Source organism: Variovorax sp. Root411 (assembly GCF_001425205.1).
Classification (GTDB): domain Bacteria; phylum Pseudomonadota; class Gammaproteobacteria; order Burkholderiales; family Burkholderiaceae_C; genus Variovorax.
In genome coordinates this window covers 650002-671710 of the sequence record NZ_LMDW01000001.1, presented here as the reverse complement: position 1 = coordinate 671710, position 21709 = coordinate 650002, and the positions used below count along the sequence as shown (strand labels likewise).

Here is a 21709-nt window from a genome sequence, read left to right as displayed (position 1 = left end):
GTTGAAAGCCTTGTTCGCTCTTTATTCGTTCTCGAGCATGGAGCGGATCAGCGGAATGGTGATCGCGCGTTGCGTTTGCAGGGCATAGCCGTCGAGCTGCGTGAGCAGTTCCATCAGGCTGCCGAGGTCGCGGCTGAAGCGGTGCAGCATGTAGTCGAGCACTTCGTCGGACAGCATCACGCCGCGCGCGTCGGCGGCCTGGCGCAGCACCGCGCGGCGTTCGCTTTCGCTCAGCACCTGCAAGTGGAACACGTGGCCCCAGCCGAGGCGGGTGCGCAGGTCTTCGCGCAGCGGCAGGTCGGCCGGCGGCAGGGCGCCGGCGGCGACCACGCCGCGCTGCAGGGTCTGGGCGTTGACGAACCAGTTGAAGGCCGCGTGCTGCTGCACGGCGGTATAGAGGTGCACGTCGTCGAGCAGCACGGCGCCCCAGCGCTCGTCGAACTCGGGCGGCTCCAGCAGGCCGGCATGCAGCCAGCCCACGCTGGCGCCCTGCTCGCGCAGTGCGACACGCACCGATTCGAGCAGATGGGTCTTGCCGCTGCCGCCTTCGCCCCACAGGTAGGTGGGCACCGGCGAGTGCAGCGCAGGGCTGCCGGCGCCGCCCACCCACACTTGCAGGTGCCGCAGCGCCGCCTCGTTGGGGCCGGCAAAAAAGGCGTCGAAGCTGGGGCCCGTCGCAATGCCGATATCGAGCGCGAGCTGTTTCATCCCGGGAAGGTTCATGGAGGGGGCCGCGAGGGCCCTTAAAATCGTGAGGAATTCTATCGGCCCGGCCAACATGGTTACCGGGGCCGCCTTCCGCTCCTACTCTCCGCATCCTTTCGCGCCCCCCCGACCTCGACCACCCATGACCTCCTCCACGCCCACCCCGCTCAGCTACAAGGACGCCGGTGTCGACATCGATGCCGGCGACGCACTGATCGACCGCATCAAGCCCCTTGCCAAGAAAACCCTGCGCGAAGGCGTGCTGGCCGGCATCGGCGGCTTCGGCGCCCTGTTCGAGGTGCCCAAGCGCTACAAGGAGCCGGTGCTGGTGAGCGGCACTGACGGCGTGGGCACCAAGCTCAAGCTGGCTTTCGAATGGAACATGCACGACACGGTCGGCATCGACCTCGTGGCCATGAGCGTCAACGACGTGCTGGTGCAGGGTGCCGAGCCTCTGTTCTTCCTCGACTACTTCGCCTGCGGCAAGCTCGAAGTGGACACGGCCGCGGCCGTCATCGGCGGCATCGCGCGCGGCTGCGAGCTGTCGGGCTGCGCGCTGATCGGCGGCGAAACCGCTGAAATGCCCGGTATGTACCCGGCGGGCGAATACGACCTCGCGGGCTTCGCGGTCGGCGCGGTCGAAAAATCGAAGATCCTCACGGGCCAGAACGTCAAGCCCGGCGACGTGGTGCTGGGCCTGGCGTCGGCCGGCGTGCATTCCAACGGCTTCAGCCTGGTGCGCAAGGTGATCGAGCGCGCGGGCGCGGACCTCCCCGCCACCCTCGACGGCAAGCCCTTCCGCGAAGCCGTGATGGAGCCCACGCACCTCTACGTGAAGCCGGTGCTCGAGGCGCTGGCCAAGCACCCGATCAAGGCGCTGGCCCACATCACCGGCGGCGGCCTGCTCGAGAACATCCCGCGCGTGCTGCCCGAAGGCACGGCCGCCCATCTCAAGAAGGGCAGCTGGCCGCAGACCGAACTGTTCGCCTGGCTGCAGAAGGTGGCCGGCATCGACGACATCGAGATGAACCGCACCTTCAACAACGGCATCGGCATGGTCGTGGTGATCGATGCGGCAGAAGCCGCCGCCTGCGCCGCCACGCTGCGCGCCGCGGGCGAATCGGTGCACGAGATCGGCGCAATCGCCGCGCGCGGCGAAGGCGCCGCGGTGGTCGTCGGCTGAGTGCCGGCTGCACCTCCACTTTCCCGAACAGAGCGCCCGACACCCCCCCCGGATGGCCAAGAAGCCGCAACCCGTCACCACCGCCGTTCCGACGGCCCCCATCCAACGTGCCGCAGCCTCGCGCGGCGTGACGATCGCAAGCTACCTGCTGATGCTGGCAGCGCTGCTTCTGGTGATGTGGGAGCACCTGCTGCCAGGGCTGCTCTGCGTGTGCATCGGCTTCCTGGCCACGCGGTGGTTCGCGCGGCTGCTGGCTGACAGCACGCGGCGCGTTCCGGCTCTCGGCCAGCGCACCGATGGCTGGGCCGGCGTGCTGGCCGTCGTCCTCGTGCTGGTGGGCCCGATCGCGCTGATCACGCTGCTGCTGTCGCAGGCCCGCGAATACATCGTGGACGCGCCCGACCAGTACCGCGAACTGCTCGACTACACGGCGCGCACGGTGCTCGAGCTTCGCTCCAAGCTGCCGGTCGAGATCGCGGTCTACCTGCCCGAAGGCGCCGCCGAGATCCAGCGCGTGATTGCCAACTACCTGCGCGCGCAAGCTGGTTCGCTGGCAGTGGCCGGGCGGGCCTGGCTGCACGGCATCCTGTTTTCGTACGTGGGCCTGATCGTTGGCAGCCTGGCCGCCGTGTCGCACGCGCCGATGCGCCGGCTGCCGCTGGCCGAGCAGTTGCACCAGCGCGTGCAGACCTTCGGCGAGGCCTTCGGCCAGATCGTGGCGGCCCAGTTCTGGATCGCGGCCTTCAACACGCTGCTGACCGCCATCTTCCTGCTGTTCGTCATGCCGCTGTGGGGCGCGCACCTGCCGTACACGCCGGCGCTCATCACCCTCACCTTCCTGGCCGGGCTGGTGCCGATCGTGGGCAACCTGGTCTGCAACTCGGTGATCACGCTGGTGGGCCTCTCGGTGTCCCCGGTCACGGCGCTGGCCTGCCTGATCTTCCTGATCGTGATCCACAAGGCCGAGTACGTCATCAACGCCAAGGTGGTCGGCGCGCGCACGCAGATGAGCGTGTGGGAGCTGCTGGCCGTGATGTTCGTGGCCGAGGCGGTGTTCGGACCGGCCGGGCTGGTGGCGGCGCCGCTGTACTACGCGTACCTGAAGAAAGAGCTGCAGGCGGCGTCGCTGGTCTGACGAGACCGGCGGCATCGATGTCCTGATTTGATCGATTCTGGTCCGACCGCGAACGGACTTCGGGGTGGCAAGGTAGAAGAATAGGCGGCATCATCCACTTTGCTGCTGCAAGCCCCGCCATGAAAACCTGTCTGATTGTGATCGACGCCCAGGAATCGTTCCGCCAGCGCGCCTACTGGAACGAGAGCCAGGCCGCGCCGTACCTCGCCGCGCAGAACGCGTTGATCGAAGGCTGCGCCGCCGCCGGCGTGCCGGTCGTGCGGGTCTTCCATGTCGATGGACCGGCCGATGCAAGCAACCCCTTCGCAGTCGAATCTGGCCATGTGCATCCCATCGGCGGCCTCGCGCCCTTCACGGCCGCGGCCACCTTCACCAAGCACCGCCACAGCGCGCTGGTCAACAGCGGGCTGGATGTCTGGCTCACGCAGAACGGCATCGGCCGGCTGATCGTGAGCGGCATCCGCACCGAACAGTGCTGCGAAACCACCACCCGCCACGCCTCGGACCTGGGCTGGGAGGTCGACTACGTGACCGACGCCACGCTCACTTTCGACATGGCGCAACCCGACGGCCGACCGCTCTCGGCCGCCGACATCAAGGCCCGCACCTCCACCGTGCTGCAGGGCCGGTTCGCCACCGTCTGCACCGTGGCGCAGGCGCTCGAACGGGCCGCGGCGTGAACGACATGAGCCTGCGCGTACTCATCCTTGCCTTCGACGGCGTGGAGGCACTGGACTTCGCCGGCCCCTTCGAGGTGTTCACCACCGCGAGCCGGGTCAGCCAGCGGATGCAGCCGGGCACACCGGCGCCGTTCCACGTCGCCTCTGCAGCCCTCGGCCAGCCCGTGCAGGCGCGCGCCGGTCTGCAATTGCTGGCCGACCACAGGCTCGCCGACAGCCCGGCGGCCGACGTGCTGATCGTCCCCGGCGGCGTGGTCGATGCGCCGATGGCCAGTGCCGACACGCTGCGCTGGATCGCGCACCAGGCAGCCGGCGCGCGGATCGTTGCCTCGGTCTGCACCGGGGCCTTCCTGCTGGCCGAGAGCGGCGTCGTGACGAGCGATGCCGTCACCACCCACTGGGAGGACATCGCCGACCTGCGCGAACGCTTTCCCTCGCTCGACGTGCGCGACGGCGTGCGCTGGGTCGACAACGGCCGCATCGTCAGCTCCGCCGGCATCAGCGCCGGCATCGACATGAGCCTGCACCTCGTCGAGCGGCTGGCCGGCCGCGAGTTGGCCGAGCGCACCGCGAGACAGATGGACTACGCATGGACCCGCAACGAGACCTCATCCGCGTAGTCTTCGTGCTGCTCCCCGGCAGCCTCGTGCTCGATTGGGCCGGTCCGGCCGAGGCGCTGCGCATCGCCAACCAGCGGCTGCGCGCCATGGGCCAGCCCGAGCGTTTCGCGATCGAGTTCGCGAGCCCCCGGCCGACGGCGATAGGCTCGGTCGGCGTCGTCCTCGCCGGCCTGTCGCCCCTGCCCGCGCAGTGGGACGGTCCCGGCTGGGTCGTGCTGGTCGGCCAGCCTGGCGACACCATCGCCATCGACAACCCCGAGGCGCAGGACCTGCTGCACTGGCTGCGCGGCCTGCGCTTCGAGCGCGGCCGGCTGGAGTTGGTGACGATCTGCGCCGGCGCCCTGCTGGCTGCGCATGCCGGCGCGCTCGCGGGCCGGCGCGCCACCACGCACCACCATCACCTCGGCGAACTGCGTACGGTGGCGCCGCGCTGCGACGTAGTGAGCAACCGGGTGTTCGTGATCGATCCGCCGCTCTACAGCAGCGCGGGCGTGACGACCGGCATCGACCTCGTGCTGCACCGCATCGCCGAACTGTGCGGCGAGGCGCTCGCGGCGCAGGTCGCGCAGAGCATGGTGGTGGCGCTGCGCCGCGGCCCGCAAGACCCGGAGCTTTCGCCCTTTCTCGCCTACCGCAACCACCTGCATGCCGCGCTGCACCGCGTGCAGGACGCCGTCAGCGAACAACCACAGGCCGACTGGAGCGTGCCGCGCATGGCCGACGTGGCCCACACCTCGGCGCGGCATCTCACTCGGCTCTTCATGGAGCATGCGGGCGTGGCGCCGCTGGCGTATCTGCGGCGGCTGCGGCTCGCGGCCGCGCAGCTGGCGCTGGCCTCAGGCGCGAGCGTGACACGGGCGGCGGAGCTGTCGGGCTTCGGCTCCGACACGCAACTGCGCCGGGCGTGGCACCAGTTCGGGCTGCCCGGTTCGCCCTCGGAAGCGAACGCGGCGTCGAAAGCCTGACGGTCAGCCTGTGCAGGCCCGCGCACGCGCCCGCAGCAGCGCTTGCTCGCGCTTGTTGCGCGTGAGCGATGCGGCGCGGTCGAACTCCTTGCGCGCCTCGTCGCGGCGGCCGAGCCTGAACAGCAGGTCGCCGCGCACCGTCGGCAGCAGGTGGTAGCCCTTGAGCGCGGGCTCGTCCACGAGCGCATCGACCACCTCGAGCCCCGCGGCCGGCCCGAAGGCCATCGACAGCGCCACCGCGCGGTTGAGTTCGACGATGGGCGACGGCGCGAGTCCGGCCAGCGCGTCGTAGAGCGCGGCGATGCGGCCCCAGTCGGTTTCGTCGGCGGTGCGCGCGCGGCCGTGGCAGGCGGCGATGGCGGCCTGCAGCGCATAGGGGCCGAGCGCGCCGCCGAGCGACTCGGCGCGCGCGAGCGCCGCGAGGCCGCGGCGGATCAGCATCTGATCCCAGCGCGCCCGGTTCTGTTCGAGCAGCAGCACCGGTTCACCCGAGGCGCCGACGCGCGCGGCCGAGCGGGAGCCCTGGATTTCCATCAGCGCCACGAGCCCGTGCACCTCGGATTCGTCGGGCATCAGCTCGGCCACAATGCGGCCCAGACGCATCGCTTCGTCGCACAGCGCCGGACGCATCCAGTCGTCGCCGGCGGTGGCCGAATAGCCTTCGTTGAAGATCAGGTAGAGCACTTCCAGCACCGAGGCGAGCCGTGCCTCGAGCTCATGCCGGCGCGGCACCTCGAAAGGCACACGCGCCTCGGCCAGCGTGCGCTTGGCGCGCACGATGCGCTGCGCCACGGTGGCTTCGGGCACGAGGAAGGCGCGGGCGATCTCGTCGGTGGTGAGGCCGCCCATCAGCCGCAGCGTGAGCGCCACGCGCGCCTCGGTCGACAGCACCGGGTGGCAGGCGGTGAACACGAGGCGCAGCAGGTCGTCGCCGATATCGTCGTCGAGCGCGGCATCGACCGCTTCGGCGAAGCTGTGCTGCGCCATCTCGTGCCGGGCGTCGAGTTCGCGGCCGATCTCGCCGGCCTTGCGTTCGGCCAGCTGCAGGTGGCGCAGGCGGTCGAGGGCGCGGCGCTTGGCCACTGCCGTGAGCCAGGCCGCCGGGTTGTCGGGCACGCCCGATTCGCTCCATTGCTCGAGGGCCGAAACCAGCGCGTCCTGGGCCAGCTCTTCGGCCAGCCCCACGTCGCGCACCATGCGCGCGACAGTGGCGACGATCTTCGCGGACTCGATGCGCCACACCGCCTCGATGGTGCGGCGGATGGCGGCGGTGTCCGCGCGGCCCTCGCCGTGACTCATGCGTCGGTCTTCTTCACCGTCTGCATCGATGTGAATTCGGTAGCCACGGCCTGCACGTCGGGCGGGAAATCGCCAATCTCCTGGATCTGGCGCACCTCGATGACCTCGTTGTCGCCGCCGGGGCAGCGGCTGGCCCATTCGATGGCGGCGGCGCGCGAGGGCACGTCGATGATCCAGAAGCCGCCGAGCACTTCCTTCGCCTCGGCGAAGGGGCCGTCGACCACGGTGGGCTTGCGGTCCTTGAAGCTCACGCGCGCGCCCATCGAGGGGGGATGCAGGCCATCGCAGCTGATCAGCACGCCTGCTTTCTGCATCGACTCGTTGTAGGCCATCATGGCCGACACCGCTTCGACGTCGTCGGGGATGGTGCCGGGCGCGGCGGTTTCGTAGCCGTGGGGAATCATCAGCAGCATGAATCGCATGGTGGGTCTCCTTCCGTGCGGTTGCTTCAGTTGCCGGCTTTGGCGCGGGCTTCGGTCTCGGCGCGCAGGCGGTCTTCCTGGGCGAGCAGCTCGGGCGTCATCGAGTCGCCGAAATCAGCGGCCTCGAACACCTGGCGGATCTCGATCTCGCCTTCCTGGAACGGGCTGCGCTTGATCCATTCGATGGCTTCTTCCTTCGACTTGACCTGGAACAGCCAGAAGCCGGCCAGCAGCTCCTTGGTTTCGGCAAACGGTCCGTCGATGACGGTGCGCCTGGTCGGGCCCTCGCAGCGCACGCGCACGCCCCTGGAGCTGGGATGCAGGCCTTCGCCAGCCAGCAGCACACCGGCCTTGACCAGCTCCTCGTTGAACTTCCCCATGGCGGTGAGTATTTCGGTGCTGGGCATCACGCCGGCTTCGGAATCGGCGTTGGCCTTGACCAGAATCATGAATCGCATGTCGTTTCTCCTGAAGGTTGATGAGCTTGGGAGCGGCTGGAGGAAATTTGCCTGCTCCTGTTCACACGTCGGACGAGCGGAAGACGGATCGACACGCTCGCGTCGATCTATTTGTAATTTTGCGTTTCAGGAATTCGAGGCTTTCAGGGCAGGTAGCCGCAGAAGCGCAGCACATGCCCGTCGGGCTCGCGGATCGCGAATTCGCGCAAGCCCCAGGGCTGGGAGACCGGCGGCTCGATGACAGTCACGCCGCGCTTCACGTACGCAGCATGCAGGCCGTCGATGTCCTTGCCCACATGGATCACGATTTCGCCGCGCCAAGGCCTGGCCTCGCGCGTGCTGCACTGCCACAGCCGCAGGTAGACCGGGTCGCCGTAGCTGCGGTCGCCCTTCTTCACCCGGGCGTAGCTGGGCGGCTCCCCTGCGATGAAATCGAGCTCGAAGCCCAGCACGTCGCGAAACCACCGCGCGGCGCGCGAGACATCCGACACTGGCAGCACCGGCTGAACGCCATGGAATTCATGCAGGGTGCCCAGGTCGGGCGCCGGGCTCACGCCTGCCTTGGCGTCCATTTCAATTGGCCAAGCGGCGAAGGGTGGCGACGCGCTCGGCGATCGCGTCGATGTCGAGGGCGTCCTCAGCCTTCGCCAGGTAGGTTTCCAGGTCGCGCACGGCCTGCGCCGTGTTGCCCTGTTCGGCATGCGCGATGCCGCGGTCGCGGTACTCGCCCCAGGCGCTGGGCAACAGCGCGATCAGGCGGTCCTGCACGGCGATGACGCGCTGCCAGTCTTCCTGCGCGTGGTGCACTTCCTTCAGGTTGCGCAGCATGCGGGCGATGATTTCGCGCGGACTGGCAGGCTGCAGGTACAGGCCCAGCGGCACGTCAAAATCGCCGACCAGTCCGTTGCTGCGCTTGTAGGGCTCGAGCCGTTCGCCCAGTTCCTCGCGCGACAGCGACTTGCCGGTGAAAGGATCGATCACCACCTGCCCCTTGGGCAGCGTCACCTTGAGCATGAAATGCCCCGGAAAGCCGATGCCGCGCGCCTGCAGGCCCAGGCCCTGCGCCAACTCCATCCACAGCACCGCCAACGAGATCGGAATGCCACGGCGGGTGCGCAGCACGGCGTTCAGGTAGCTGTTGTCGGGGTCGTAGTAGTCGTTGACATTGCCGCCGAAGCTCAGGTCGTTGAAGAAGAACTGGTTCAGGGCGCGCAGGCGAGCCAGCGGCGCGGCGTCGGCCGGCAGGCGGCGCTTGAGGCGAGCCAGGAGCTGGTCGACATCGCCCAGTACCTGCTGCACGTCGAGCTCGGGGTATTCGTCCTGCGCCAGGCTGGCGGCGGCTTCGAGCAGCGGAAAGTGATCGTCGCTGCAGACCAGCGATTCGAAATACTCCAGTGCGGTGGGAACCTGAAAGCTGAACGTCATGTGTCTTTGTAGAGGAGCCCGCCGGGAGCGTCAAGGCAGGGCACACGCGTATTGCGCACGCACGAACACCTCCCGCACGGCGCTTCAGCGGCGGATGAAGCTGCGCAGCCGCACGCCCACTGCCGCCAGCACCCCAAAATAAAGCAACGCCGAGCCGGCGATCAGCGCGGCGAGCAGGCCGATGCGCAGCAGGCGCTGGTCGCGCAGGGCGATCCAGTCGAAATGCGCCGAGCCCCAGACCAGCAGGGCCGCCAGCACCAGCGTGCCGGCCAGCACCTGCAGCGTAAACCTGCCCCAGCCCGGTTCGGGCTTGTAGCTGCCGCGGCGCACCAGGCCGACCAGCAGCCAGGTCGAATTGACCAGCGCGCCGATGGCGATGGTCAGGGTCAGCGCGGCGTGCTGCAGCACCGGCACCAGGAAGATGTTGAGGATCTGCGTCAGCACCAGCACGCCCACGGCGATGAGCATCGGCGTGCGCGTGTCGTGCTTGGCGTAGTAGCCGGGTGCCAGCACCTTCACGGCCACGATACCGACCAGCCCGACGCCGTAACCCATCAGCGCCAGGGTGGTGCGGCCCACGTCCTCGCCCGAGTAGGCGCCGTTGTGGAAGAGCACCGCCACCAGCGGTTTTGCGAACAGCAGCAAGGCGACGGCACACGGCGCCGACAGCAGCACCACGAGGCGCAGGCCCCAGTCGAGCAGCGAGGAATAGCGCGCGTCGTCCTTGGCGGCGCGGGCGCCGGCCAGCTGCGGCATCAGCACCACGCCGAGGGCGACGCCGAGCATCGCGGTGGGAAACTCCATCAGCCGGTCGGCGTTGGTGATCCAGGTGACGCTGCCCACCGCCAGATGGGAGGCGATCTGCGTGTTGATGAGCAGCGAGATCTGCGCCACGCTCACGCCCAGCAGCGCGGGCAACATCAGGCTGAGCACCTTGCGCGTGTTCGGGTCGGTCCAGGCGGTGCGCAGCGCCCGAAGGCTGGTTCCCACGCGCGGCATCAGCCCCAGCTTGCGCAGTGCCGGAATCTGCAGCGCAAGCTGCAGCACGCCACCCACCAGCACGCCCACGCACTGTGCATAAATCGGCTCGATGCCCCAGTGCCGGAAAAGCGGCGCCCCGACCAGGATCGACAAAATCAGCGCCACGTTGAGCAGCACCGGCGAGGCCGCCGGCACCGCGAACTTGCGCCAGGTGTTGAGAATGCCGCCCGCCAGCGCCACCAGCGACATGAAGCCGATGTAGGGGAACATCCAACGCGTCATGACGATGGCGGCGTCGAAGCCGGGCAGCCCGCTGGCCATGGCCCAGACCAGCAGGGGCGCGCCGGCCACGCCTGCCACGCAGACGATCACCAGCGTCCAGGTCAGCAGCGTGGCGACGTGGTCGATGAGCTGCCTGGCGCCCTCCTCTCCGGCTTCGGCCTTGCGCGCGGCCAGCACCGGCACGAAGGCCTGGCTGAAGGCGCCTTCGCCGAAGACCCGCCGGAACAGGTTGGGGATGCGGAATGCGACGTTGAACGCGTCGGTCAGCGCGCTGACGCCGAAAACCGAGGCAAACAGCACGTCGCGCACGAGGCCCGTGATTCGCGAGGCGAGGGTCAGCAGGGAGACGGTGGAGGCGGATTTGAGCAGGGACACGGGGGCCGAGTGTAGGGCCCGCCAAACCCCTGAAACGGGCCGATTCGGCGGAAAAGGCAACCCGGCCTATAATCGAGGGCTTTGCTGCATCATCCTCAGACACCTAAGGAACATTAAATATGGCATCCGCCAAGCCCAAGAAGAAGAACCCGCGCCTCGCCTCCGGCCGTAAGCGCGTCCGCCAGGACACCAAGCTCAACGCTGCGAACACCTCGCTGCGCTCCAAATACCGTACCGCTGTCAAGAACGTCGAAAAGGCTGTTCTGGCTGGCGACAAGACCAAGGCAAGCGAACTGTTCGCGAAGGCCCAGAGCATCGTCGACACCGTCGCCGACAAGGGCATCTTCCACAAGAACAAGGCCGCCCGCGACAAGAGCCGCCTGTCGGCCAAGGTCAAGGCCCTCGCCCTGGCGCCTGAAAAGGCCGCCGCCTGACACCTGTCAGGCAAGCCCGGACCGGAATTCTCCGGTCCGCCGTTTGATCGGGGTGCGCTGCAGCAAAGTGTAAAAAACCGCCTTCGGGCGGTTTTTTCATGCCCGCTTGGTTCGCGAAGCCAGGCCGCGGACAAGAAAAAAGGCCGGTCAGGCCTTTGCGGGTGGGGCGTCGGGAACCAGACAGGCCTCGGCGACCTGCAGATCGTTGTCCCTGGCGAAGTTCACGCAGAAATCCCAGGCCATCGGCTCCGCGTCGCGCAGCGCACGGTTCACGACCACGCACTTCACACCATTGATGGTCGTCGGGATGCACCAGGGCGAATAGCTCAGGTGGCTGCCCGGATAGGCGCCGCCGGGACGGAAAGAGCACATCACGCCGGCCAGGCGCTCGGCCCAATCGCTCGGGCGAAAAGTCCGGCCATCCTTGGTAATTCCCTGGATGAAGATTTCTTTGGCAGTGGAGGAAATCATCGTTGAATCAGGCGACCGGAGCGGGTGCTGCGGTGCAACAAGCGATTCTATCCGCGGCACTTTTTGCATCCTGAACACGGGGCATTGCTGTAATGCGGAATCCTCAACGAAGCCGTCAAACCGCACGCCTAGAATTCGCGTTCCCTATCTGGAGAACCCGAATGAGCGCTACCGCCCAGCCCACCTCGCCCCACGTCATGAACACCTACGGTCGCCTGCCGATCGCGCTGTCGCACGGCCAGGGCTGCCGAGTCTGGGACACCGCGGGCAAGGCCTACCTCGACGGCCTCGGCGGCATCGCAGTGAACACCCTGGGCCACAACCACCCCGAGCTGGTGCCCGCCCTGCAGGACCAGCTGACCAAGCTGATCCACAGTTCCAACTACTACCACGTGACCGGCCAGGAGCAGCTCGCCACCAAGCTGACCGAAATCTCCGGCCTCACCAACGCCTTCTTCTGCTGCACCGGCCTCGAAGCCAACGAAGCCGCGCTGAAGCTGGCGCGCAAGTTCGGCCATGACAAGGGCATCGAGCGCCCCGAGATCGTCGTCTACGAAGCCGCCTTCCACGGCCGCAGCATCGCCACGCTGTCGGCCACCGGCAACCCCAAGGTGCAGGCCGGCTTCGGCCCGCTGGTGGAGGGCTTCATCCGCGTGCCGCTAAACGACATCGAGGCACTGAAGAAGGCCACCGAGGGCAACCCCAACGTGGTGGCCGTGTTCTTCGAAACCATCCAGGGCGAAGGCGGCATCAACCCGATGCGCTGGGAATACCTCAAGCAGGTGCGCGCCCTGTGCGACGAGCGCGACTGGCTTATGATGATCGACGAGGTGCAGTGCGGCATGGGCCGCACCGGCAAGTGGTTCGCCCACCAGTGGGCCGGAATCTTGCCCGACGTCATGCCGCTGGCCAAGGGCCTGGGCTCGGGCGTGCCGATCGGCGCCGTGGTGGCCGGCCCCAAGGCCGCCAACATCTTCGGGCCCGGCAACCACGGCACCACGTTCGGGGGCAACCCGCTCGCCATGCGCGCCGGCATCGAAACCATCCGCATCATGGAAGAGCACAAGCTGCTCGAGAACGCCGCCGCCGTGGGCGCACATCTCAAGGCCGCGCTGGAGCGCGAAATCGGCGGCCTGCCGGGCGTGAAGGAAATCCGCGGCCAGGGCCTGATGCTGGGCATCGAGCTCGACCGGCCCTGCGGCGTGATCCTGAACCGCGCCTGCGATGCCGGCCTGCTGCTGAGCGTGACGGCCGACAAGGTGATCCGCCTCGTGCCGCCGCTCATCCTGACCACGGCCGAAGCCGACGAGATCGTCGCCATCCTCGCGCCCATCGTGAAAACCTTCCTGTCGGAGCCTGCAGCGCAATGACGACCGCCGCCACGCCCAACGCCATCCGGCACTACCTGCAGTTCTCGGACTTCACGGCCGACGAATATGCCTACCTCTTCGATCGCATGGCGATCATCAAGAAGAAGTTCAAGACCTACGAGAAGCACCAGCCGCTGGTCGATCGCACGCTGGCCATGATCTTCGAGAAGGCCAGCACGCGCACCCGCGTGAGCTTCGAGGCCGGCATGTACCAGCTGGGCGGCAGCGTGGTGCACCTGACCACCGGCGACAGCCAGCTCGGCCGCGCCGAACCCATCGAAGACAGCGCCAAGGTCATCAGCCGCATGGTCGACCTCGTGATGATCCGCACGTACGAGCAGACCAAGATCGACGCCTTCGCGGCGCATTCGCGCGTGCCTGTCATCAACGGCCTGACCAACGAGTTCCACCCCTGCCAGATCCTCGCGGACATCTTCACCTACATCGAGCACCGCGGTTCACGCGACGCCGGAGGCGACGCACTTTCCTGCCTCAAGGGCAAGACCGTGGCCTGGGTCGGCGACGGCAACAACATGGCCAACACCTGGCTGCAGGCCGCCGAGATCCTGGGCTTCACGGTGCACGTGAGCACGCCCAGCGGCTACGAGGTCGACCAGTCGATCGCCGGCATCCGCTCGGGCGACAGCTACAAGGTCTTCCAGGACCCGATGGAAGCCTGCCGCGGCGCCGACCTCGTCACCACCGACGTCTGGACCAGCATGGGCTACGAGGCCGAGAACGAGGCGCGCCGCAAGGCCTTTGCCGACTGGTGCGTCGACGAGGACATGATGCGCATCGCGCAGCCCGACGCCCTCTTCATGCACTGCCTGCCGGCGCACCGCGGCGAGGAAGTGCAGGCCGAGGTCATCGACGGGCCGCAGTCGGTGGTGTGGGACGAGGCCGAGAACCGGCTGCATGCGCAGAAGGCGCTGATGGAGTTTCTGCTGCTGGGGCGGCTGTAGGCGCCAGCGCCCGGGCCGGTCAGAAGGCCCAGGCGCCCAGCTGGTAGTAGTCGAAGCCGCTGCTGCGGCCGCCAAGACACTTGGCGAAGAAGTCCTCCGTGTGGCGGTACATGGCGAGGTTGTTGGTCCATTTCTGGTTGCCGTGGCCGTCGCCCTGGAAGCTCACGAACTCGACCTGCTTGCCGGCAGCGCGCAGCGCCGCCACCATGCGCTCGGATTGATCGAACTTCACACGCGGGTCGTTCACGCCATGCATGACGAGCACCGGCGCGCGCACCTTGGCGACATGGTTGATCGGTGACTTGGCGTCCATGACTTTTCGCTGTGCCGGATCGGCCGGATCGCCCACATAGCGCTTCCACCAAGGCATGCCCAGCGCCCAGTAGGCGGGCGCGTTCTCGACGAGCCGCGACAGGTCGGACATGCCCACCACATCCACTGCGCAAGCGAAGGTCTCGGGCGTCATCGTGGCGCCGACGAGCGCCGAATAGCCGCCGTAGCTCGCGCCGTAGATGGCCACCCGCGCCGGATCGGCCACGCCCTGCGCCACCGCCCAGCGGACGCCGTCGATCAGGTCGTCGTGCATCCTGCCGGCGAATTCACCGACCGCCTTTTCCATGAAGGCGCGGCCGTAGCCGCTGGAGCCCCGGTAGTTCACTTGCAGCACCGCATAGCCTCGATTGGCGAAAAACTGCTGCACGCTCCGGTTGGTGCCTTGGTAGGTCCACACGTCGCGCGCCCAGGGACCGCCGTGAACCAGCAGCACCATCGGCAGCGCGCGCGCCTGCACGCCCGGCGGCAGCGTGAGGTAGCCATGGATCTGCAGGCCGTCGCGCGCAGCGTAGGCAACCGGCCGCGTCGGCGCCAGCGACGAAGCAAGGCCACTGGTGCTGCTTTCGCCGAGCAGCACGGGCGCCGTGGAGGGACTGCCGAGCAGGTAGTACTTCCAGCCGCGGTCGGTGCCGACGCTGACGGTCATGGTCTGTTCGTCATCGGCCATGCTGGTCACATGGACCGCCGCAGGTTCGCCGCCAGCCAGGGGTTCGAGCCGCGCCGCAAGCGCAGCGTCGAAAAACCTGTTGCGCGGATGGCCCGGCATCGAATAGGCCGCGAGCGGCGCATTGCTGCGGCGGCTCATCAGCACCTGCTCGATGTCGACCTCCGCATCCTGGTAGACCACTTCCTCGGCGCCCGATTCGAGATCGATGCGCACCAGGGCCTCCTTGTCGCGCCCGCGGTTCGAGACCGCCCAGGCGGTGTTCGTCCCGGGCACGAAATCCGCGATCCACCAGCTTTCCTCCTTCTGCCAGCGCAGCGTCGTGCGCCATGTGTCGCCGTCAGGCACCTGCAGGTACCGCTCATCGCCGTCCTGCACCGAACGTGCCCGCAGGCGGCCATCGCGGTCCACCGACCAGCTGGTGACGTTGCCCGGATTCTGCGCAACGAGCGCCCGCGTGCCCGTGGCGGGGTCGATCCGGTAAAGGTCGAACACCTTTTTGTCGCGCGCGTTGGAGAACACGAGAACCTCGGAACTGTTCTCGATGCGCCGCTGAATCCGCGAACGCGTGCCCTTGAACGGCGTCAGGTCCACGGGCTGCGCGTCGGCGCGCGCCATATCGACGGCAAACACATGTGTGTCTTCGTCGCCCGTGGGGTCCACCATCAGGAAGAGAAAGCGGCTGTCGCCCGACCAGACGATGGATTGCACACGCAGCGGGATCGACCGCGTTGCGCCGCTGGCCAATGCCTTCACCCACACGGCCGGCTTCAATCCGCTGATGCCTTTCCACGCAAGCGACGCGCCGTCGGGCGACACGCGATAAACGCCCGTACCCTCCACGTTCGCGACGAACTCTCGGACCGGAATCAACGGCGGCAAGACCTGGTCCTGCAGCGCCGGATGCGTCGGCGCCACCGCGCAGCCTCCCAGCAGGCCCGCCAGGACGATCGCGATCGGAATTCTCAATGTCACGGGTTCTCCTCCTTGTTGGATGCCGCATTGTGGGCAGGCCAACCTTTGGCTTTCCCAAAGGTGCGCGCGCCACAATGCGAAGCCATGCACATCCTGCTCATCGAAGACGATCTCGACCTCGGGCGCGCGCTCCAGGCCAGCCTCAAGGTCGAGCACTTCACCAGCGAGTGGGTGCGCCGCGCCGCGGATGCGCCGCATGTCGTCGATGCCGCGCGGGTCGACTGTATGCTGCTCGACCTGAACCTGCCCGATGCCAGCGGCTTCGATCTGCTGCGGCGCTGGCGGCGCGGCGGCGTTCGGGTGCCGGTCATCGTGATCACCGCGCGTTCCGCCATCGACGACCGCTTGGCCGGCCTCGACGGCGGCGCGGACGATTTCGTCATCAAGCCTTTCGACACCGCTGAACTCGTGGCACGTGTGCGCGCCGTAGTGCGGCGCAGCGCGCAGCAAGCCAGCGAGCACTGGACCGTGGGCGCGCTGGAGATCGAGCCGGGCCGGCGCCAAGCGAAGCTGCAGGGCGCGCCGCTGGCGCTCTCGCCGCGCGAATTCCAGCTGCTCTTGGAACTGGCGCGCGAACCCGGTGCCGTGGTGGCCAAAGATGTGCTGTCGCAACGCCTCGAGCCGCTAGGCGATCCGGTCGACTTTGCAGCCATCGAAGTGCATGTTTCCAACCTACGCAAGAAGATCGGCACCGAGCGCGTGCGCACCGTGCGCGGCATCGGCTATTTGCTCGAACCATGAACCCCGCACGGCCGCCCGAAGGGGCTCGCGCTCCGGCTCCGGCGAGCGCGCGGCATGCGCTGTGGCGGCACCTGTCCGAGCCGTCGCTTGTTCGGCGCGGCACCTGGTCGACGCTGCTCGTCTTCCTGCTGATCTGGGTTGCGCTGCTGGGCTATCTCTATGCCGAGAATCGTCAGTACCTCGCCGAGGCACCCGGACTCAAGCAGTTCGGCGATGCCTTGCTGGTGGCGCTGGACGAAACGCCGGATCAGGCGCACGCACGCGCCGTGATGGCAGCCACCGAACGCTGGACTGCGATCCGCCGCACCCAGGACAAACGCCTGGGCGGGATCGTGCTCTACGAACTGCGCGACAGCCGCGATCGCCGCGTCTTCGCGTCCGAGGGATGGCCATCCGAGACATCCGATGCATCCGCCGCTGACTGGTCGGAACGCTACTGGCGCTACGACCGGACCAGCGCGCACTGGCGCTTGCAGATCCTCAATCCGCGCCGGACCGGCAGCGCCTTCCTGCGCTACAACGCCGGCTTTATCCTGCCTTATCTGCTGGTGGCGTTTCCGTTCGTCCTGCTGGCCGTCTGGCTCACGGTGCGCGCGAGCCTGCGTCCGCTTCAGCAACTGGCGCGGCGCATCGAAGAGCGGCCGAGCGACGACCTGAACGCCGTCGGCGTGCCTGCGCGCTACCGCGAACTCAAGCCGCTGGTGCAGGCGCTCGACGCCCTCTTGTCGCGCCTGCGCGGCACGGTGCAGCGCGAGCGCGCGTTCGTGCAAGACGCGGCCCACGAGATCCGGACGCCGCTGGCGGTGATCAACGCGCAGGCCCATGTGCTCGCGCACGCCCAGGACCCGGCGGAGCGCGCCCTGGCCGAGAGGCAGCTGAACCAGGCCATCGCGCGGACTTCGCACCTGGCGCGGCAACTGCTCGAGCTGGCTGCGCTGGACCGCGCCGGCCCGCGCAGTGCAAGCCGCGTCGACGTGGCGCATTGGCTGCGCGCGCTGCTCGGCCCAGCCGCCCAGGCCGCGATACGCGAAGGGCGCGAACTGTCACTCGATGCACCGGACGCCCTGCCCTGCCGCATCGACCTGGGCGCGCTGGAGTCGATCGTCCAGAACCTCGTCGACAACGCCTTGCGCCATGGCGTGCCGGGCAGCATGGTCGCCGTGGACTTGCGCGATGCCGACGGGCAACTCCTGCTCGAAGTGCGCGACGATGGCCCCGGCATCGCGGCCTCGCAGCGCGAACATGTCTTCGAGCGCTTCCACCGCGGCACCGAGCCGCGCGCCAGCGGCGCCGGCCTCGGCCTGGCGATCGCGCGACAGGCCGCGCTACGCCTGGACGGCAGCGTCGAGATCGTCGACGGGCTGCAGGGGCGCGGCGTGGGGTTCCGTGTCCGCCTGCCACGGGCGGGCGACTAGCAGACGCCTTGAACCACGCCGCTACCATCACGCGATGAGCCGCACCACCTCTCCATGCCAGCAATGCGGCGCCTGCTGCGCGAGCTACCGCGTCGACTTCAGCGTCCATGAGCTCGACGACAACGGCGGCAGCGTGCCGTCCGGGCTCGCGGTCGAGGTGAACGACGCCATTTGCCGCATGCGCGGCACCGACCACACGCCCATGCGCTGCGCAGCGCTCACCGGCAAGATCGGACAGGCCGTGGGCTGCGGCATCTACGAATGGCGCCCCAATCCGTGCCACGAACTGCAGGCCGGCAGCGACGCCTGCGAGCGGGCGCGCGCCCGGCACGGACTGCCCGTGCTGTCGTCGCTTCATTGACGGCTTCAACTCGTCACATAAGGTGTTGGAAATAACCGACACCACGACCGCTCGCCGGGCGCTAACTTCGCGCCATGCGTTCAAAGCAACCCCGCCCCCGGATCTGGGACATCTCGCCGCCCGTGCATGAAGGCACGCCGGTGTTTCCCGGCGACACGCCCTACCAGCAGCGCTGGGCAGCGACCATCTCGCCGGACTGCCCGGTGAACGTCAGCGAGATCAAGCTCTCGCCCCACGTCGGCGCGCACGCCGACGCGCCGCTGCATTACGACCCCGCCGGCCAGAGCATCGGCAACGTCGACCTCACGCCCTTCCTCGGCCCCTGCCGCGTGATCCATGCGATCGACACGGGCCCGCTGATCGAGTGGGAGCACATCTCCCACGCCGTCGACAGCACCCTGCCCCAGCGCGTGCTGGTGCGCACCTACACCGCCATGCCGGTGGACCTATGGGACCCTCGGCTTGCCGCCTACGCCCCCGCCACCGTCGAGCGCCTCGCAGCCATGGGCGTGAAGCTCATCGGCATCGACACCGCCAGCATCGACCCGGCCGACAGCAAGACGCTGGACAGCCACCAACGCATCCGCCGCCTCGACCTGCGCGTGCTGGAGAACCTCGTGCTCGACGACGTGCCCGAGGGCGACTACGAACTCATCGCCCTGCCGCTCAAGCTGGTCAGCGCCGATGCCTCCCCCGTTCGCGCCGTGCTGCGCGAACTCCCCCGCTGAAACTTCCACCATGACGACTCTTGCAGACTGCCGCGCGCTCGACGCGCAAGACCCGCTGCGCGCCTTGCGCGACCAATTCACGATTCCCGAGGGCGTGCTCTACCTCGACGGCAACTCGCTCGGCGTAATGCCCACGGCCGCCGCGGCGCGCATCGCCGAAGTCGTGACGAAGGAATGGGGCGAAGGCCTGATCCGTTCGTGGAACACCGCGAGCTGGTTCGACCTGCCGCAACGCCTGGGCGACAAGGTGGCCCGACTGATCGGCGCCGCGCCCGGCGAAGTGGTGTGCACCGACAGCACCTCGGTCAATCTCTACAAGGTGCTGTTCGCTGCGCTGTCGCAGCACAAGGACAGCGGACGCAAGCTGGTGGTGAGCGAACGCAGCAACTTCCCGACCGACCTCTACATCGCCGAGTCGCTGTGCCGCGAGCGCGGCTTCACGCTCAAGCTGATCGATGCGAGCGAACTGCAAGGCCCGGATTCGGTGCTGACCGAAGAAGTGGCCGTGCTGATGCTGACGCACGTGAACTACCGCACCGGCGCGATGCACGACATGAAGGCCGTCACCGCCGCCGCGCACGCCGCGGGCGCGCTCACGGTGTGGGACCTCGCGCACAGCGCGGGCGCGGTGCCGGTCGCGCTCAACGAGAGCAACGCCGACTACGCGATCGGCTGTGGCTACAAGTACCTCAACGGCGGCCCCGGCGCGCCGGCCTTCGCATGGGTGCACACGAAGCATGCGGGCCAGTTCGAGCAGCCGCTGTCGGGCTGGTGGGGCCATGCTGCGCCCTTCGAATTCACGCCGCACTACCGCCCTGCGCCGGGCGTGGGCCGCTACCTTTGCGGCACGCAGCCCATCATTGCGCTGGCCGGACTGGAATGCGGGCTCGACACCGTGCTCGCGGCCGAAGCTTTCAACGGCGATCACGGCGCGATGGCAGCGCTGCGCACCAAGTCGCTCGCGCTGACCGATCTCTTCATCAAGCTGGTGGAAGAACGTTGCGCCGGCCAGGGCCTCTCGCTCATCACGCCACGCGATCACGCCCAACGCGGCTCGCAGGTCTGCCTGAGCCGCGAGGAAGGCGCCTATGCCATCGTGCAGGCGTTGATCGCGCGCGGCGTCATCGGCGACTACCGCGCCGGCGACTCGCAGATGCCCGACATCCTGCGCTTCGGCTTCACGCCGCTGTACATCGGCTTCGAGGACGTGTGGAACTCGGTCGAGCACCTCGTGCAGGTGCTCGAGACGGGCGAGTGGAAGCGCGAAGAGTTCAACCGCAAGAACGCCGTCACCTGAGCGGCGCCGCATCATGAAACACGCATTGTTCGCTCTTTCCGCCACGCTGCTGATGGCGGCAGCCCCCGCCCTTGCACAGCAGCCGAACTTCACGCTGCCGCAACTGAAGGCCTTCGTCGTCCTGTCGCCCGACGCCTTCCGCCAGGAGGTCAAGCGCCAAGGCTTCTCGTATGCCGACAAGACCGTGACCGACGAGGTCAGCATGATCGAGTACGAGAAGTTCGTCGACGGCCAGACCACGCACCTCATGAAGTCCACCTATGTGGAAAGCCGCGGCAGCGAGAACAGCATCCAGCTCTCGCTGACCGACAAGGCCGCCTTCGATCGCCTTGTGAAGGAAGTGCGCGACGCCGGCTACGCGCCGGCCGAGAAGGGCCGCATCCCGGGCGGCGAAACCTACCAGCAGTTCAAGCGCAAGGACGAAGCCGTGCGCTTCGTCTACCCCAGGAAAGAGTCCGGCATGGGCCTCCCCTCCTACACCGCCGTGGTCTGGCGATGACCAACCAGCAAAACATCATGAGCACCGAAAAAATCGTCCACGAAGAAAAGGCGCAACTGGACTTCAGCAAGTCCATGAGCTACGGCGACTACCTGCACCTCGACGAGATCCTCAACGCCCAGCACCCGCTCTCGCCCGCGCACGACGAGATGCTGTTCATCGTGCAGCACCAGACCAGCGAGCTCTGGATGAAGCTCATGCTTCACGAGTTGCGCGCAGCCACCAGCTGCGTCGCCAGCGAGAAGCTGGCCGACGCCTTCAAGATGCTCGCGCGGGTGAGCCGCATCATGGAACAGCTGGTGAGCGCATGGACCGTGCTCTCGACCATGACGCCGCCTGAATACACGGCGATGCGCCCGTACCTGGCGAACTCCAGCGGCTTCCAGAGCGCGCAGTACCGCTGCATCGAATTCGCACTCGGCAACAAGAACGCCGCGATGCTCAAGCCGCATGCGCACCGGGCCGACCTGCTCGCGCAAGTCGATGCGGCCTACCGCGCGCCTTCGCTGTACGACGAATCGCTGCGCCTGCTGGCGCGCCGCGGCCTGCCGATGCCCGCCGACCGGCTCGAGCGCGACTGGACCCAGCCCTACGAAGCGAGCGACGGCGTCGAAGCCGCGTGGCTCACGGTCTACCGGAACCCGCACGATCACTGGGACCTGTACCAGCTCGGCGAAAAGCTCACCGACCTCGAAGATGCATTCCGCCTTTGGCGCTTCCGCCACGTCACGACGGTCGAGCGCGTGATCGGCTTCAAGCGCGGCACCGGCGGCACGGGCGGGGTGAGCTACCTGCGCAAGATGCTCGACGTGGTGCTGTTTCCCGAGATCTGGAAGTTGCGCACCGATCTGTAGCCGCTCAAGCCGCGCAAACGCCCTAATAAAGCTGGGGTGGTCCGGATTGCTCCGCTGGCACAAAGCGCTACATTT

Annotated in this window: 24 protein-coding genes; 15 read left to right on the top strand and 9 right to left on the bottom strand. The window is 67.8% G+C overall.

The genetic code is table 11. The features are described from left to right. Positions 1–21: 21 nt before the first annotated feature. The gene (gene hda / locus ASC92_RS03030) at positions 22–708 is read right to left on the bottom strand and encodes a DnaA regulatory inactivator Hda (protein WP_235505650.1); all 687 of its coding nucleotides are present in this window, start codon (positions 706–708) and stop codon (positions 22–24) included. Positions 709–847: 139 nt separating this feature from the next. Here hda and purM point away from each other — a divergent pair, with 139 nt between their 5' ends. The 5 genes from purM to ASC92_RS03005 all read left to right on the top strand — a co-directional run bounded on the left by purM (position 848) and on the right by ASC92_RS03005 (position 5288). Further along, the gene (gene purM, locus ASC92_RS03025; RefSeq protein ID WP_056510168.1) at positions 848–1888 is read left to right on the top strand and encodes a phosphoribosylformylglycinamidine cyclo-ligase; all 1041 of its coding nucleotides are present in this window, start codon (positions 848–850) and stop codon (positions 1886–1888) included. A 52-nt stretch (positions 1889–1940) separates the two neighbouring features. Continuing rightward, a complete protein-coding gene (locus ASC92_RS03020; protein ID WP_056510166.1) occupies positions 1941–3023 on the top strand; it encodes an AI-2E family transporter in 1083 nt (360 codons plus the stop codon). A 119-nt stretch (positions 3024–3142) separates the two neighbouring features. After that, on the top strand, positions 3143–3703 hold the full coding sequence (locus tag ASC92_RS03015; RefSeq protein ID WP_056510164.1) for an isochorismatase family protein: 561 nt from the start codon (positions 3143–3145) through the stop codon (positions 3701–3703). Positions 3704–3708: 5 nt separating this feature from the next. Then, positions 3709–4323, top strand: a complete 615-nt coding sequence (locus ASC92_RS03010) for a DJ-1/PfpI family protein (protein WP_056511808.1) — start codon at positions 3709–3711, stop codon at positions 4321–4323. Continuing rightward, positions 4293–5288 (top strand): GlxA family transcriptional regulator, encoded by a 996-nt coding sequence (locus ASC92_RS03005; protein WP_056510162.1) that lies wholly within the window; start codon positions 4293–4295, stop codon positions 5286–5288. Before ASC92_RS03010 ends, ASC92_RS03005 begins: the two co-directional genes overlap by 31 nt. A gap of 3 nt (positions 5289–5291) precedes the next feature. Here ASC92_RS03005 and ASC92_RS03000 read toward each other — a convergent pair whose 3' ends face one another. The 6 genes from ASC92_RS03000 to murJ all read right to left on the bottom strand — a co-directional run bounded on the left by ASC92_RS03000 (position 5292) and on the right by murJ (position 10530). Then, entirely contained in the window at positions 5292–6587 is a 1296-nt protein-coding gene (locus ASC92_RS03000) for an RNA polymerase sigma factor (RefSeq protein WP_056510160.1), read from the bottom strand. Next, a complete protein-coding gene (locus tag ASC92_RS02995; protein WP_056510157.1) occupies positions 6584–7009 on the bottom strand; it encodes a YciI family protein in 426 nt (141 codons plus the stop codon). The genes ASC92_RS03000 and ASC92_RS02995 overlap by 4 nt, the downstream gene beginning before the upstream one ends. A 26-nt stretch (positions 7010–7035) precedes the next feature. Continuing rightward, the gene (locus ASC92_RS02990) at positions 7036–7467 is read right to left on the bottom strand and encodes a YciI family protein (RefSeq protein ID WP_056510155.1); all 432 of its coding nucleotides are present in this window, start codon (positions 7465–7467) and stop codon (positions 7036–7038) included. 143 nt (positions 7468–7610) lie between these two features. Then, complete coding sequence (locus tag ASC92_RS02985) at positions 7611–8039, bottom strand: bleomycin resistance protein (RefSeq protein ID WP_056510153.1); 429 nt, start codon at positions 8037–8039, stop codon at positions 7611–7613. A gap of 1 nt (position 8040) precedes the next feature. Beyond that, the gene (locus ASC92_RS02980) at positions 8041–8892 is read right to left on the bottom strand and encodes a SirB1 family protein (RefSeq protein WP_056510152.1); all 852 of its coding nucleotides are present in this window, start codon (positions 8890–8892) and stop codon (positions 8041–8043) included. 84 nt (positions 8893–8976) lie between these two features. Next, positions 8977–10530, bottom strand: coding sequence for a murein biosynthesis integral membrane protein MurJ (gene murJ / locus ASC92_RS02975; RefSeq protein WP_056510149.1), 1554 nt, complete (start codon positions 10528–10530; stop codon positions 8977–8979). Positions 10531–10649: 119 nt separating this feature from the next. Between murJ and rpsT the strand changes: the two genes are divergently transcribed. Then, positions 10650–10964: a 30S ribosomal protein S20 gene (gene rpsT, locus ASC92_RS02970; protein WP_007831346.1), complete on the top strand. Its 315-nt coding sequence runs from the start codon at positions 10650–10652 to the stop codon at positions 10962–10964. A 147-nt stretch (positions 10965–11111) separates the two neighbouring features. Here the strand turns inward: rpsT and ASC92_RS02965 are convergent, their stop codons facing one another. Next, positions 11112–11435, bottom strand: a complete 324-nt coding sequence (locus ASC92_RS02965) for a DUF3579 domain-containing protein (RefSeq protein ID WP_056510147.1) — start codon at positions 11433–11435, stop codon at positions 11112–11114. Positions 11436–11596: 161 nt separating this feature from the next. On the opposite strand from ASC92_RS02965, the gene ASC92_RS02960 reads away from it, so the two are divergent. Further along, positions 11597–12805 carry an aspartate aminotransferase family protein gene (locus ASC92_RS02960; RefSeq protein ID WP_056510145.1) on the top strand — a complete coding sequence of 403 codons (1209 nt, stop codon included), beginning with the start codon at positions 11597–11599 and terminating at the stop codon, positions 12803–12805. After that, complete coding sequence (gene argF, locus ASC92_RS02955) at positions 12802–13767, top strand: ornithine carbamoyltransferase (RefSeq protein WP_056510143.1); 966 nt, start codon at positions 12802–12804, stop codon at positions 13765–13767. The genes ASC92_RS02960 and argF overlap by 4 nt, the downstream gene beginning before the upstream one ends. Positions 13768–13786: 19 nt before the next feature. Here the strand turns inward: argF and ASC92_RS02950 are convergent, their stop codons facing one another. Then, on the bottom strand, positions 13787–15739 hold the full coding sequence (locus ASC92_RS02950) for an alpha/beta hydrolase family protein (RefSeq protein ID WP_157608968.1): 1953 nt from the start codon (positions 15737–15739) through the stop codon (positions 13787–13789). A gap of 84 nt (positions 15740–15823) precedes the next feature. Here ASC92_RS02950 and ASC92_RS02945 point away from each other — a divergent pair, with 84 nt between their 5' ends. The 7 genes from ASC92_RS02945 to kynA all read left to right on the top strand — a co-directional run bounded on the left by ASC92_RS02945 (position 15824) and on the right by kynA (position 21634). After that, positions 15824–16480 carry a response regulator transcription factor gene (locus tag ASC92_RS02945; protein WP_056510138.1) on the top strand — a complete coding sequence of 219 codons (657 nt, stop codon included), beginning with the start codon at positions 15824–15826 and terminating at the stop codon, positions 16478–16480. Further along, complete coding sequence (locus tag ASC92_RS02940) at positions 16477–17895, top strand: sensor histidine kinase (protein ID WP_056510136.1); 1419 nt, start codon at positions 16477–16479, stop codon at positions 17893–17895. Before ASC92_RS02945 ends, ASC92_RS02940 begins: the two co-directional genes overlap by 4 nt. Before the next feature lie 34 nt (positions 17896–17929). Continuing rightward, a complete protein-coding gene (locus tag ASC92_RS02935; RefSeq protein ID WP_056510134.1) occupies positions 17930–18256 on the top strand; it encodes a YkgJ family cysteine cluster protein in 327 nt (108 codons plus the stop codon). A gap of 74 nt (positions 18257–18330) precedes the next feature. After that, positions 18331–18984, top strand: coding sequence for an arylformamidase (gene kynB / locus ASC92_RS02930; RefSeq protein WP_056510132.1), 654 nt, complete (start codon positions 18331–18333; stop codon positions 18982–18984). 10 nt (positions 18985–18994) lie between these two features. Beyond that, on the top strand, positions 18995–20281 hold the full coding sequence (gene kynU / locus ASC92_RS02925; RefSeq protein WP_056510130.1) for a kynureninase: 1287 nt from the start codon (positions 18995–18997) through the stop codon (positions 20279–20281). Between the two features lie 13 nt (positions 20282–20294). Further along, a complete protein-coding gene (locus ASC92_RS02920) occupies positions 20295–20780 on the top strand; it encodes a hypothetical protein (protein WP_056510128.1) in 486 nt (161 codons plus the stop codon). Positions 20781–20797: 17 nt separating this feature from the next. Continuing rightward, positions 20798–21634: a tryptophan 2,3-dioxygenase gene (gene kynA / locus ASC92_RS02915; RefSeq protein ID WP_157608967.1), complete on the top strand. Its 837-nt coding sequence runs from the start codon at positions 20798–20800 to the stop codon at positions 21632–21634. The last annotated feature ends 75 nt before the right edge of the window (positions 21635–21709 follow it).